General features: G+C 43.4%; 17 protein-coding genes. All 17 read left to right on the top strand.

What is annotated here, in order from left to right; genetic code table 11:
• Positions 1 to 50 precede the first annotated feature (50 nt).
• The 17 genes from NSQ38_RS27770 (at position 51) to NSQ38_RS27690 (ending at position 12,463) form a co-directional block, all read left to right on the top strand.
• Complete coding sequence (locus NSQ38_RS27770) at positions 51 to 893, top strand: hypothetical protein (RefSeq protein WP_339785149.1); 843 nt, start codon at positions 51 to 53, stop codon at positions 891 to 893.
• 220 nt (positions 894 to 1,113) lie between these two features.
• Entirely contained in the window at positions 1,114 to 1,605 is a 492-nt protein-coding gene (locus NSQ38_RS27765; RefSeq protein ID WP_339785147.1) for an NUDIX hydrolase, read from the top strand.
• Between the two features lie 15 nt (positions 1,606 to 1,620).
• Positions 1,621 to 2,190, top strand: a complete 570-nt coding sequence (locus tag NSQ38_RS27760; RefSeq protein ID WP_339785145.1) for a phosphoglycerate mutase family protein — start codon at positions 1,621 to 1,623, stop codon at positions 2,188 to 2,190.
• A gap of 92 nt (positions 2,191 to 2,282) precedes the next feature.
• A complete protein-coding gene (locus NSQ38_RS27755; RefSeq protein ID WP_339188813.1) occupies positions 2,283 to 2,798 on the top strand; it encodes a nucleoside deaminase in 516 nt (171 codons plus the stop codon).
• 26 nt (positions 2,799 to 2,824) lie between these two features.
• Positions 2,825 to 3,367 (top strand): GNAT family protein, encoded by a 543-nt coding sequence (locus NSQ38_RS27750; protein WP_339785143.1) that lies wholly within the window; start codon positions 2,825 to 2,827, stop codon positions 3,365 to 3,367.
• 20 nt (positions 3,368 to 3,387) lie between these two features.
• On the top strand, positions 3,388 to 4,053 hold the full coding sequence (locus tag NSQ38_RS27745; RefSeq protein WP_339785142.1) for a Type 1 glutamine amidotransferase-like domain-containing protein: 666 nt from the start codon (positions 3,388 to 3,390) through the stop codon (positions 4,051 to 4,053).
• Positions 4,046 to 4,939, top strand: a complete 894-nt coding sequence (locus NSQ38_RS27740) for a PhzF family phenazine biosynthesis protein (protein ID WP_339785140.1) — start codon at positions 4,046 to 4,048, stop codon at positions 4,937 to 4,939. Before NSQ38_RS27745 ends, NSQ38_RS27740 begins: the two co-directional genes overlap by 8 nt.
• 174 nt (positions 4,940 to 5,113) lie before the next feature.
• A complete protein-coding gene (locus tag NSQ38_RS27735) occupies positions 5,114 to 5,953 on the top strand; it encodes a GNAT family N-acetyltransferase (protein ID WP_339785138.1) in 840 nt (279 codons plus the stop codon).
• Positions 5,954 to 5,983: 30 nt separating this feature from the next.
• Entirely contained in the window at positions 5,984 to 6,574 is a 591-nt protein-coding gene (locus NSQ38_RS27730) for an HD domain-containing protein (protein ID WP_339785135.1), read from the top strand.
• 58 nt (positions 6,575 to 6,632) lie between these two features.
• The gene (locus NSQ38_RS27725; protein WP_339785133.1) at positions 6,633 to 7,073 is read left to right on the top strand and encodes an NUDIX hydrolase; all 441 of its coding nucleotides are present in this window, start codon (positions 6,633 to 6,635) and stop codon (positions 7,071 to 7,073) included.
• 20 nt (positions 7,074 to 7,093) lie between these two features.
• Entirely contained in the window at positions 7,094 to 7,423 is a 330-nt protein-coding gene (locus tag NSQ38_RS27720; protein ID WP_338592641.1) for an HIT domain-containing protein, read from the top strand.
• Between the two features lie 148 nt (positions 7,424 to 7,571).
• Positions 7,572 to 8,351 carry a hypothetical protein gene (locus tag NSQ38_RS27715; RefSeq protein WP_339785130.1) on the top strand — a complete coding sequence of 260 codons (780 nt, stop codon included), beginning with the start codon at positions 7,572 to 7,574 and terminating at the stop codon, positions 8,349 to 8,351.
• 134 nt (positions 8,352 to 8,485) lie between these two features.
• Entirely contained in the window at positions 8,486 to 9,166 is a 681-nt protein-coding gene (locus NSQ38_RS27710; protein WP_339785127.1) for a zinc dependent phospholipase C family protein, read from the top strand.
• Positions 9,167 to 9,264: 98 nt separating this feature from the next.
• Positions 9,265 to 9,687: a hypothetical protein gene (locus NSQ38_RS27705; RefSeq protein ID WP_339785125.1), complete on the top strand. Its 423-nt coding sequence runs from the start codon at positions 9,265 to 9,267 to the stop codon at positions 9,685 to 9,687.
• 27 nt (positions 9,688 to 9,714) lie between these two features.
• A complete protein-coding gene (locus tag NSQ38_RS27700) occupies positions 9,715 to 10,275 on the top strand; it encodes a GNAT family N-acetyltransferase (protein WP_339785121.1) in 561 nt (186 codons plus the stop codon).
• A 131-nt stretch (positions 10,276 to 10,406) separates the two neighbouring features.
• Positions 10,407 to 10,904 (top strand): PH domain-containing protein, encoded by a 498-nt coding sequence (locus NSQ38_RS27695; RefSeq protein WP_339785119.1) that lies wholly within the window; start codon positions 10,407 to 10,409, stop codon positions 10,902 to 10,904.
• A 5-nt stretch (positions 10,905 to 10,909) separates the two neighbouring features.
• Positions 10,910 to 12,463 (top strand): PH domain-containing protein, encoded by a 1,554-nt coding sequence (locus NSQ38_RS27690; RefSeq protein ID WP_339785115.1) that lies wholly within the window; start codon positions 10,910 to 10,912, stop codon positions 12,461 to 12,463.
• The last annotated feature ends 78 nt before the right edge of the window (positions 12,464 to 12,541 follow it).

Genomic DNA, 12,541 nt, shown 5'->3' with positions numbered 1-12,541 from the left:
GTCTGACACATGGAAGATCCATATCTTCACACAAACTAAAGGATGATGTAATGATGACAAGGCGATTAATACTGATTGAAGGATTACCGGGTTCAGGCAAGTCAACGGTTGCCCAAATGGTATCCGAAATTTTAAAGGGAAAAGGCAAGGAGGTACAACTATTTCAAGAAGGGAACCTGGATCACCCTGCTGATTACGAAGGTGTTGCTTTTTATCATACTGGAGACTTCAGGACCCTATTAACCACACATGAAGAATACAGAGAGATTCTTGAAAGTAATGCAACTGTCCATGGTCAAGGTTTCCTAATTCCTTATCGTAAGATGAAAGAACAATGGGGAATAGAGCTTCCCGATCACCTTCTACAGGATATTTTCAGCCGAGATATTTACGAAATTCCTTTTGAGCAAAATGTAAAGCTGATCACCGAGAAGTGGCAAGATTTCGCCCAAAACGTGTTAAACGCGAATGATGATTGCATCACGATATTTGAGTGTTGTTTTATCCAGAATCCACTGACTATGGGTCTCGTAAAATGCAATCAATCCAAAGAGCAGAACGTGCAGTATGTATTGGAACTGGGTCGTATCATTCATGCTCTGAATCCACTTCTCATCTATATCGACCAGAAGGATATATCCTATACCTTTGATAAGGCAGTTAGTGAAAGACCAAAAGAATGGTCAGAGGGATTCATTAATTATTATACGAACCAGGGTTTGGGGCAGGCACAGGGTTATCAGGGTGTTAAAGGTACGGTACAGGTTTTGCAGGAAAGAAAGAAGCTGGAGTCCGAAATCTATGGGTTACTTCAGATGGATAAGGTATGGCTGGATAATTCGGATTATGACCGCGAGGCTTGTAGGCACAAGCTAGAAAAGATTCTGGAGTAACCTTAATGAAATACGAATACATACCGGAGGACAGTTTGATGACATTTTATGAAGTAGCCTTAATTGCAACAACCGCAATCTTAATTATTATAGGTGTTTGGAGCAAACGGAAAGTAATTCTTAGATGGGGCATAGCCAGTTTAATTTTATTGCTCGTACTCATTATTCCCTCATTCATCATGGGATTCATGGACGGATTTGCTGATGGATGGTCAGCGAGATGACCACTGCAGATAACAATAATATATCGTATGAACAAAATAACAACAAAATCAACTTCCGTGTGGCAGGTATTGTTATGGATGCGGGAAGAGTTCTTTTGCATACGACTGAACAGGATGATTTCTGGAATCTGCCCGGAGGGCGGGTGGAATTGAACGAAACAATAGAAGCGGCTATTGTGCGAGAGATGATGGAGGAACTGGGTGTTCATGTAGAAGCGCACAGGCTCGCATATGTTAGTGAAGATTTCTTTGAATATGATGGCCTGAAGTATCATGAAGTTGGTTTTTATTATGTCATCACATTGCCGGAAGCCCATAAGCTTTATAGTGAAATAGAATTCAAAGGTCTAGAGGATAACGGTAAGTTAATCTTCCGATGGTTTTCCTTGGACGAACTGGAGCGAATGGAAGTCTATCCTGTGTTTTTGAGAAAGGAACTGACTACTCTCTTTGATGCAAAAAGCATCAAACACTTCATTCAGAAATAGAGGAATAGAGGTCTTATGGACATTACATTTATTCGTCATGGTCATGGCGAACACTTGAAAGACTATCCTAATCAATTAAATTGTCTGCATCCTGGCCTCACTGAATTGGGAAAAAGTCAGGTCATAGCGTTGCGAAGAAAAGTGGTTTTTGCACCTGAAGACGTCATTTTGGTCAGTCCAACAAAACGTACTATTGAAACAGCACAACTTCTGATTCCTAACAAAAATCTTGTGTTCTTAAGCCCGCTGGTTGGCCCAAGAATGTTTCCTCAGAATCCAGAGTTTGTACCTTTCGTCTGCGATCAGACCTACTCCAAGGAAGAACTCAGCCATCAGTATACTGACTTAAAAATGGTTGAGTTGGGATTGGATTGTTGGGAAGAGAGTATTAATCAGATGGATGCACGTCGATTCAAAATATTAGCTGAGCAGCTTCTTGAATGGTGCAGGCAACAGAGCGGCAATACGTTTATCATTTCCCATGATGGTACGATATCGAACTACAGGATGGTACTCGGAGAAGAAGGGGTAACCAAAAGTGATTTTCTTGGTGAAGCAGGGCAGTACACGATCAAGAACTTTTAACTTTTAAAGGAGATCCCGACAATCTCTTTTACTACACATTAGACAAGGATCTGCTTTATAAGCGACTATAACTGCACTTAGGGGGATTTTCAATGAAGTTATCGGATTATGAGTATCTAACTTTGGCTCTGGAAGAAGCAGAACAATCATTTACTGAAGGAACGTATCCGATTGGTGCGATAATCGTGGATGTGGATGGGATTGTCGTGAGTAAAGGCCGGAACCGAGTCTTCTCGGATTGCGACCCCACCGCACATGCTGAGGTGGATGCCATTCGTCGGGCAGGAAAACATTTGCTGGATGTAGAGAAGAAGAAATTCTCGAAGAAGAAAGACTTGACGCTTTATACTACCTGTGAGCCTTGTCCCATGTGTTCGTGCACCATATTAATGTCGGGGATTAAAAAGATTGTATGGGCAGCAGATGATGAAGAATATGGCGGGCTTCGACGTTTCAAGGAAGGGCCTCATTTTATCCATATGTTTGACACGTTATCATGCGTTGCAGCACCCTACCTTGATCTGGAAAATAAACAGAGAGCTTTGCTCGCCAAATGGAATATTGGTAGAGGTGTGCTTAATACAGAATGGGAGATTCCCAAACAATGATCCTAATCCAAAGGGGATGAATCCACATGGAATTTGTGGGAGAGAAGGTCAGAATAACAACAGTCACAGAGCAGGACCTCGACTTCATAGGTCAACTTGAATGTGATACAAACATATGGAGCTTTGAGGAAACTGTTGAAACGGATGAGGAAAAGGTCCGTGAGAAATATCGCAGCTATTTTGCTGTCGCAGATGAGAAACCGTATGCCTATGATTTCGTTATACGCCGCTTGAATGATCCAGAAGATACACCCATTGGTATCGTTCAGATGTGGAGTTATGTGGATTACCGAAAAAGCTGGGAACTTGGATTCGCAGTACTTTCGGAATACGCAGGCAACGGATATGGGAGCGAGGCTACCCGTCTTTTGTTACAATTTGCATTTCAAGAGTTACAAGCTCATAAGGTCGTCGGCATGTGCAATTCACAAAACGTTCGCTCAGCCGCACTGATGCAGCATGTGGGTATGACACGGGAGGCCATCTTCCAGGAAGAGCTATGGTGGAACAATCAGTGGACAGACCAGTACTTTTTCTCGATTTTGGATAGAGAATTTAAGTCAGTCTAATAGGTACGGGAGGAAGTAAGATGACTACGTTGGTTCTTCTAAGTGATTTGGTATTCGAATCTAACGATAAATTGGATCAGAGAATATTACGCTTATTCAACAGCGAACAGCCTTCCATCGGATATATCCCTTCGTGCTCCGACCCGGAGCGGAAATATTTTGAACACACTAGACGTTACTATAATCAAATAGGAATAGATAACATTCAATATTTCGACCTTGATCTGGAGTATGAGGAGAGCACATTTGGCTCTATTTTCGAATGTGATGCGATTCATCTATCCGGAGGAAATACGTTTTATTTTCTAAGTTTATTACAGAAGAGAAATGTGCTTGGTTTGCTGCGTTTCTATGTGAAGAGTGGCGGCATTCTGATCGGGGTCAGCGCAGGCAGTATTCTGACTACACCTACCATAGATATAGCGGGATATGGGGAAGATGCTGATGAAAACAATGTAGATCTGAAAGATATGCAAGCACTGGGGCTCGTTGATTTTGAATTTGCACCGCACTGGGATGGTTCGGAAGACACCCTGGATTCATTAAGAGAGTATAGCCGTGTTAATCGTACGGCGGTTTATGCGTGCCAAGATGGTGGCGGTCTTGTAATTGATGGTGAAAGCGTAGAGTTATATGGAAATGTGCGTCTCATAGATTACAGAGAGAGTGGGTCTGTTGATGAGTAATATTAAGGTCTATCATTATGATGCTTTCTCTACAGTTCCTGGTCAAGGTAACCCTGCAGGAGTGGTTTTTGATGCGAATCATTTCAGTGAGACGGAGATGCAGCAGATCGCTTATCAAGTTGGTTTTAATGAGACGGTATTTGTGTTGAACTCTGAAGTTGCAGATGTCCGACTACGTTATTTTACGCCGGGCCATGAGATTAATCTGTGTGGTCATGCCACAATGGCATCACTGTATGGTTTGAAGACGCGCGGTATGTTGGGTGACAAAGAGTTAATCACGATTGAAACCAATGTAGGTATATTACCCATACGATTTGAGCGCAATGCCGACACCATTTACATGGAAATGAAACAGGATCAGCCGCAGTTTATACCGTTCCAGGGGGATATTGAGAAGCTGGTAAGTGCCATAAACCTAACTCTGGATGATGTCGACCTTTCTACGCCAATCGTTTATGGGAGTACGGGAACGTGGACGTTATTAATCCCGATTCGTGAATTGAACTCTTTTATGAAAATGAAACCGGATTCTTCCCTGTTCCCAGGAATTCTAATTGAGAATCCCCAAGCTTCCCTACATCCCTTTTGTTTCAAAACCCGTGATTCCGATGCCATGATGCATGCCAGACATTTTTCATCACCTTACTCTGGTACGACGGAAGATCCAGTGACTGGAACAGCTTCCGGGGTGATGGGTGCTTATTATTTAACTTATGTGAAACCGGAGATCGATGAGGTACAGTTTGTGATAGAACAAGGGCATGAGATTGGTAGAGATGGAAAGGTTCAAGTGAGTGTGATTCGGGATGGTGAGGATATGGATGTCAGAATGAAGGGGACAGCAGTATTTGTACGTGAACTGAACGTTGAATTGGACACCTGAACATATACGAAAGCAAAAAGCGTGAAGGGAGATTAACATGTTGCAAATTTTTGATATTCGGCAGAAGTTGGACTTGCTGCAAGAGGCAGTACAGTATTTCTGGAAACAATGGGGTTCGGAATCAAGCTTCCACACACTTTAGAGCTTTGTTTTGAATTCGGGAGGAATGAACCTATGATTACCGAGATTAATAAACATGATTTCCACAAAGTAGAACATCTCACGGACTCGTGTCCGAATATTGAAGTCAAGGCGGTGGCGTCTGGCTTGAACCCGGGACGGATCTATGTAGATGATGCAGAGAATATAACAGCAGCTCTAATTTGGATACATGGACAATCTGGTTTTCAGTTGATCGGAGACTCTCGAAGCGAGCCCTTTCTGAATGAATTGAAAGAGTTCATGCGGGAAAGTATTGAACCTGAGTTATTGAACTTACATATGCATGCTGTTGAAATTGGTGTGGTGGACGAGTCCTGGGAAGATATTCTTCAGCACATCTCAGGGAAAAGAGAGATCTCCAGTGACATTCAGCATGTATTCAAATTGAATCCAGATCCGATAAGTCATCAAGATCCTCTCGACATATGTCTTTCACAGGACGGGGAAGTCAGAATTCTCAGGATAGATGAAGTACTACTAGGGGAGAAAAGATATAACAATTCTCCATTCCTGAAAGAAAAAATCTCTCACTTTTGGCTGACAATAGATGATTTTTTACAACATGGCTTTGGCTATATTGCAGTGCATAACGATGATATCGCGAGTGTTTGCCTTTCGGCATTTATCGCAGATCAGACACATGCGGTTGATATTGAAACGGTTGAAGTATACAGAAGAAGAAATTATGGTGCGATGGTGGCAAAAGCTTTTGTAGAAGAATGCGGTCGTGTAGGCATACATCCGTATTGGGATTGTTCACCGGACAATGCAGGCTCAATTCATCTGGCACAAGGCGTGGGGATGTCACTCGATTTTAACTATAGAGTTTACTGGTATGATCTATCCACGTAAATGGGTATCGGGTATGAAGGAGGAAGTGCTGTGAGCGAATTATTACAGGATCAGATTCAATTTCTCATTGAAATTGATAAACTCAAAACGATTGAACGAAAGACGAGAATAATGCATGGTGAGAGACTTGAAAATGATGCAGAGCATTCTTGGCATCTGGCGATGATGGCTTTGGTTTTACAGAGTCATGCCAACAAGGATGTGGATATTCTTAAAGTCATTAAGATGCTTCTCGTTCATGATCTGGTTGAGATCGATGCGGGAGATACTTTTGCCTACGACACGGTGGGGAATACGGATAAATATGATCGTGAACTTCAAGCGGCTCATCGGCTATTTGGTATGTTGCCTAAGGAACAGGCTGAAGAACTACTCCAGTTATGGTTAGAGTTTGAAGCAAAGCAGACGCCTGAAGCACAATTTGCCTCATCTCTTGATCGGTTGCAGCCTCTTATCCACAATCATCAGAATGAGGGAGATACGTGGCAAAAATATAACATTACAAGTGAACAGGTGTTAAACAGAAACCGTGAAATTGCAAACGGTTCCGAAACATTGTGGGAGTATGCGCAGCAGCTTATTCAGAAATCCGTGGATCAGGGAATCTTGACCAAATCATAAGGATACGTTTTAACGTATGCACATTGAAGATGGAGGAGAAGCATGGATGGGATATATCATGGAGCTAAGAAAATTGGTAGGCCCGCGTCCTTTAATTATGGCGGGCTCATGTGTACTCGTGTTCAATGAGGAAGGTCACCTGCTGCTGCAAAAACGTACAGATAGCTTGGATTGGGGGACACTTGGGGGATCCATGGAACCCGGGGAGTCTTTGGAGGAAACAGCTGCGCGGGAATTGTATGAAGAGGCCGGACTGAGAGCGGGATCATTCAAACTCATTAGCATTTTTTCAGGTGAGGACATGTACTATCAGTATCCACACGGTGATGAAGTATACAACGTCATGGCTGTTTATGAAGCTGCAGGTATCCAGGGCAGCCCAACCATTATGGATGATGAAGGGCTGGAACTCCGATATTTCGATCTGAATCAGCCGATCCCTGAGATCAATCCGTTTACGGAATATGTGTTGAAGAAGGCAGGATATATTAGAACTTAATAGTAAGAAGGAGGAGTATTATGACACAGGACTTCTATTGTGATGAGGTGCTGAGTGGTAAAACGCAAGTCAAAGTTGTCATGGAAACAAATAACGTTATGGCTTATCATCACACTCGACCATACTACGAACACCATATCGTGGTTATTCCGAAGATTCATATTCAATCCTTCATTTCAGAAGAGGAAGAGAATAATGATGAGCTGCTCTTAGAAATGATGCAGGTCATTAAAAAAGTAGCTGCTGACTTGTTAGCTCAGACAGGCTCATCGAAGATTGTAACTAACTTGGGCAGTTATCAAGACTCGAAGCATCAGCATTGGCATATAGTCAGTGGTGAACGAACTTAGGAAACTGTATACCGGATTATAAATCTTCCACCTTTCTAACATTCACCATCTACACACTCGAACAGAATTATCATTTTTCTCTCAGTGTTTTATCTTTCCTAATCTAGTATGATTAACGCATCAATCCAGTAAAGAGAGGGTTAATGACATGGATGCTTTTTTAGAGCAAATTAACGAGTTAAACGAGCTTCAGAAAGACTTGGTCAGCCTACATCCTTTGTTTGCAGAACATTATCCAGTGGTTGTAGCCTATGAAGCTTTATTATATATCTATGATTATTCGTCCAAAACGCAGCAATATGAGTGGGTGAAGACGGTTCCGGACGATTTATATATTCCAGATGAATGCCTTGCTGCGATGCCGGTGCATCATATGAACGGACGAATGTGTGCGATTGTAACGGATACAGCGTTCAAAGATCTGGAGCAGAAAGTTTATCTGTTCCACGAATATGTTCATTGTTATGTATATGAGAAATATGATGAGCGGATCGTCAACCGTCTTCAAATTAAGCATAAAATGGACCAGCTGAAGCGCGTAACATGGGAACTGGATTATGAATTTCCGTACGAAGATGAAATCGTTGTGGAGCGGATTAACTCATTGTTGTCTGCTTTGAAGTGTAAAGACCTGACACAAGTACACACAGCTAGAAAAGCGTTGTTCACTTCATTAAATGAAGAACAAGCCGAGTACTGGAGCTGGTTGGAATGGAACGAGGGTTACGCGCGTTATATTGAGAATCTGATTCGGGCAAAATTTGGACAGGAAAGTAATCATTTTGGAGATACAGCTCCGTTTAATCGTCTGGTATTCTATGAGTGTGGGTCGGAATATATTGGTCTGCTTGTTAAGCAGCACCCGGAATACCATACGGATCTGGAGCAACTGTTTGAGCGGATGCAATTGGAGAGAACACAGGGTTAATTACGCAATTACGATGAAAAAGGACTAGCATAACGGAGTCTCACCATTCCAGTGATCTGCGTTGCACCAGTAAGTTATATCGTTTCTTTTTCTAAGTATAGTAGAATACTTCCCGATAGAAGGAGATTAACTCTATGCCGTTACCTATGGTTCATCTCAATATTGCTAATCTGATTGCAGACTCGCTGCAAATGCAGGCTGATCGAGGTTCATTCTATCTGGGGAATATCGCCCCGGATTCCATACATATGCGCGAAGGTACAACCAGAGAGGATAAGGAGTACACCCATTTCAACCCGACGGATGAAGGAGATTACGTCGGAGGACTGAAGGAACCCTACTCATCTTATATGCAACAACGTACTGATGAAGGGTGGAAGTGGTTTGTTCGTGGGTACTTTATGCATGTGATGACAGACTATTACTGGTTCCGGAGTGTGCATCCTGAATTCGTCGAACGGGTCAACAAGGTAGATCAATATACAGGAAGTAGCAGATTGAAGGATGAACTAGCGCGTTTATATTACCAGGAGACGGACCAGATCGATTTTAATCTCTATCAAGGCTCAAGTTGGAGTGAAGAAGTGTGGCAGGTGCTTAACGGTTCATCAGGCTATGACATGGCGGATCGTTTAACTGCGGATGAGATTGTTCGCTGGCGGGACCACACGTTTTCTTTTCTTAATGGGGAAGAACCGGGAATTACTCCTGAGTTCATCACGGGTGAGAGAGTTCAGGTATTTGTGGAAGAGACCGTAGAACGACTGATCACTTTGTTGTCTTCATGGGACCCGGAGTTACGTAACTGGAGATGACTACAGATAGTTAGTGCAGTTGAGTCACTAGATGCTGTATTTATTACTTCTCTACTCATTACTGGTCTATTTACTAATAAGTTAGGGAGGCATGCAGTATGGTGAAATATGTAGGAGTGTTGCTCGTATTTGTCGTTGTCACGTTCATTGCAGGGTGCAGCAAACCGAATGAATCGAACGTGAAAGAGGGGCTTCCTATGCTGATCACCTTAACCTGTAATCCAAACCTCACCGTGGAACCATGCCAAGATGTTGAGTTTGATCGATCTGACGAGATTCGGATCATGATGGAGGCCATACATAAGGCTGTGCGTTTGCCGGGCATTCTTGATTATGGTACAGAGTACGTCATGAGCATAACAAATGCGGACAGCTCGATAACACGGTATGATTTTTCATTAGGAATGGATCCCAAGATGCAAGGCCTGTTAGTAAACCAGGAAGACTCTCACACAGGGTATAGTATTCCTCTTGAGGATTCGAATCAACTAAGAAGACTGATTCAGAGACGTACTGATTAAGAAGGTATATGGAACGGAGAAGAACCTGTGGATGACAAAATTACCATTGAACCTTTGACGCGATCAGATGCAGATGGAGTGTATCAGGTGTTCGAAACAACCATTCCCGCAGCATTTGATCAGGAGGGAATAGGCTTGCTTCTGGATGATATTCAGGATGAAATAACACACAAAAAAGCGATGATTCACAAGGCATTGCAAGCAAAAAACAACATCAAAGCAAGTGTATTTTTCCTTGTCGCCAAAATGGGAGATGTTATTGTAGGCACAATCTCGTATGGACCGTGTGGTGAGGAGATTCGAGAATGTACAGAGGGTCGGCTGAACGATATCGGAGAACTAGGTAGCCTGTATGTGTTGCCCGAGGTTCAAGGACAGGGGGTTGGTTCGGCGCTCATTCTCGCCCTGGTTACTGAACTGCAACGGCTGGGAATTCAGCAATTCTGCCTGGATAGCGGTTACCAGATCGCACAGAAGAAGTGGCAACGCAAATTCGGTGAACCCTATGTCGTGGCAAAGAACTACTGGGGCGAAGGAACTGATCATATGGTTTGGCTGTGTGAAGTACAGGATTTTATAGTAAAATGAAACGTACAAAAGAGATGACGACCTGTATTGTATAGGGGTCATCTCTTTATCTTTTTGCATCGATCGTGGACGATTGTTCGTACATTGTAACATGTGTGTTTTGATGTAGATGGAAAAAAAGGAGTGAACAAATGTCAATCCAGTGGAATATACCCGAGCAGAGGCTTTCCCCTTATGCGGTAAACTTGTGGAGAATTAGCGCCATCCTATGGAATGTAATAGGTTTCCTGATCCTTGCCGTACTGTTAATACTCGACTCCATCTATGGATGGAAGACGTGGATTGGTTGGATTTTGTGGGGCTTTACGGCCATATCGGTGGTCTATGCGGTGTGGGATATTTTCATCCAGCCGTCATGGTTATACAAGCATTGGTACTATGATGTGAATGAGGAGTTCCTGCAACTGAAGCGTGGGGCGCTAACCAAGGTACATCAGATCATCCCCATGGCAAAAGTGCAATCGGTTACAACTAATCAGGGACCTTTGATGCGAAAATATGGACTCTATTCCGTATCGGTTGGCACGATGGGTTCATCACATGAAATCCCGGCATTGCCAGAGGAAGTCGCGCTTGCACTCCGTCATCAGATTGCGTCCTATGCGCGGATTAATGAGGTGGATGAATGATCGATATGAAGCGACATCATCCATTAACCATGCTGTGGAGTCTATGGAAACTGGTGAAGAATTCGTTCGCCATCATCCTGTTTTTGTTTGTTTTCCGTCAGGGCTCAGAGTCCCAATGGCTCTTCTATGGAAGGATCACCTTTTATGTAGGGATTTTCATCGGCATCGTGTCAATCATCTGGAAGTGGTTTACTTCTCGTTATACAGCAGACAATAAGGCCTTTCACATCTACAGTGGTGTGTTCAACCGTACTCGAAGAACGATACCGTATACCAAGGTCCAGAACGTGAACCGACATACAACGTTGTTTCATCGGTTGTTCAGCGTGACGTCGATCCGATTCGAGACCGGGATTAAGGGAGAAGATGCTACCTTTCAGTTACACGTTGTTTCACTTTCCGAAGCAGAACAGTTGGAGAAGATTGTAGCGGGTTATCTGGCAGAGGATGCAGAATCAGCAGGGGAAACAGAGGAACATGATACGTTGGATGCAGTTCAGGTTATGGGAGAGGGAGAGACGCAATCTGACCCCGATATAACCGATGAAGCCATGTCTCTGCCTGCAAAAGAAAAACAGGAACGGGTTGTTCATTATCATTCCACCCGCAAGGACATATTCAAAGCATCCTTTACCTCGCTTAGTTTTCTCGTACTGATTCCGGTCCTGGCTACACTATATTCTTGGGTGAAGGACTTCTTCCCTGATGAAGAAGTAACGGAAAGTTTGTTGTTAACCTGGCTCGATTCCTGGTGGATTGCCAGTTTGATGATTTTGGTTTTATTGATCATATCTATTGCCTTGGGTATTGTCAGAACATTCGTGAAGTATGGAAATTTCCAGATCACCTCGGATGCCAAGCGAATCTATATCACGAAGGGTATGATGGAGCAAACGTCATTTTCAATCCTGAAAGAACGCGTTCAGGCCGTGAAAATCACACAGTCACCGATGAAAAGGCTGCTTGGATTAGCAGAAGTAGAACTGACCACTGCGGGTAGTCTGGGGGAGTCCGAGCAGGAGGTCAACTCGCTCTATCCTTTCTTGCCAGTGAAGCAAGCCTATACCCTGATTGAGGAGATCCTGCCATCCTATCGGGTTACGCAGGAGATGGAAAAACTTCCACGAATATCACTATGGCTGCGCCTGCTCAAACCAAGTTGGGGGTGGATCATGATCACGGGTTTATTGTGGTATTTCAAACCATTGGTGTTTGGGCAGAAACATGCCTGGTGGATGATTTCTACGATTCTCCTCGTATGGATTGCAACATGCAGAGTGATGGACTTTTTCCATACCCGATACATTCTGCATCAGAATTTCATTCAACTTCGAACCGGTGCGCTCACTTCAACACTCTTCATCTCCAAACGTGAGAAAGTCATCGAAGTGCAGATCACCCGTAATGTGTTACAGCGTTGGTTTGGTGTGGCTTCCATTCATACCGTAAACCGTGCCAAACCTGTTCTGCACCATCGGGCACATGACATTCCCCTGAATACGGCGGAATCATTTCAATCATGGTACATGGGACGTACCCAAGATGTTCAGACCCGTTAATCGCAAGAGCAAGTGCAGGAAGACCACATCAGGTTATTCTGTACTTGCTCTTTTTACTTGAATTCCCAGGAAGCCAGA

The sequence above is a fragment of the Paenibacillus sp. FSL R7-0313 genome (genome assembly GCF_037969885.1).
In the GTDB taxonomy this organism is placed as follows: domain Bacteria; phylum Bacillota; class Bacilli; order Paenibacillales; family Paenibacillaceae; genus Paenibacillus.
Note: the sequence above shows the minus strand (reverse complement) of the source record. Positions and strands in the feature narration are given on the sequence as shown.

Excerpts from the sequence above, each read along its gene's own strand:
- NSQ38_RS27710 (WP_339785127.1), top strand. The coding sequence starts at position 8,486 with ATGCCGTTACCTATGGTTCATCTCAATATTGCTAATCTGATTGCAGAC.
- NSQ38_RS27770 (WP_339785149.1), top strand. The coding sequence starts at position 51 with ATGATGACAAGGCGATTAATACTGATTGAAGGATTACCGGGTTCAGGC.
- NSQ38_RS27690 (WP_339785115.1), top strand. The coding sequence starts at position 10,910 with ATGAAGCGACATCATCCATTAACCATGCTGTGGAGTCTATGGAAACTG.
- NSQ38_RS27760 (WP_339785145.1), top strand. The coding sequence starts at position 1,621 with ATGGACATTACATTTATTCGTCATGGTCATGGCGAACACTTGAAAGAC.
- NSQ38_RS27725 (WP_339785133.1), top strand. The coding sequence starts at position 6,633 with ATGGAGCTAAGAAAATTGGTAGGCCCGCGTCCTTTAATTATGGCGGGC.
- NSQ38_RS27735 (WP_339785138.1), top strand. The coding sequence starts at position 5,114 with ATGATTACCGAGATTAATAAACATGATTTCCACAAAGTAGAACATCTC.
- NSQ38_RS27750 (WP_339785143.1), top strand. The coding sequence starts at position 2,825 with ATGGAATTTGTGGGAGAGAAGGTCAGAATAACAACAGTCACAGAGCAG.
- NSQ38_RS27740 (WP_339785140.1), top strand. The coding sequence starts at position 4,046 with ATGAGTAATATTAAGGTCTATCATTATGATGCTTTCTCTACAGTTCCT.
- NSQ38_RS27695 (WP_339785119.1), top strand. The coding sequence starts at position 10,407 with ATGTCAATCCAGTGGAATATACCCGAGCAGAGGCTTTCCCCTTATGCG.
- NSQ38_RS27705 (WP_339785125.1), top strand. The coding sequence starts at position 9,265 with ATGGTGAAATATGTAGGAGTGTTGCTCGTATTTGTCGTTGTCACGTTC.
- NSQ38_RS27745 (WP_339785142.1), top strand. The coding sequence starts at position 3,388 with ATGACTACGTTGGTTCTTCTAAGTGATTTGGTATTCGAATCTAACGAT.
- NSQ38_RS27715 (WP_339785130.1), top strand. The coding sequence starts at position 7,572 with ATGGATGCTTTTTTAGAGCAAATTAACGAGTTAAACGAGCTTCAGAAA.
- NSQ38_RS27765 (WP_339785147.1), top strand. The coding sequence starts at position 1,114 with ATGACCACTGCAGATAACAATAATATATCGTATGAACAAAATAACAAC.
- NSQ38_RS27755 (WP_339188813.1), top strand. The coding sequence starts at position 2,283 with ATGAAGTTATCGGATTATGAGTATCTAACTTTGGCTCTGGAAGAAGCA.
- NSQ38_RS27720 (WP_338592641.1), top strand. The coding sequence starts at position 7,094 with ATGACACAGGACTTCTATTGTGATGAGGTGCTGAGTGGTAAAACGCAA.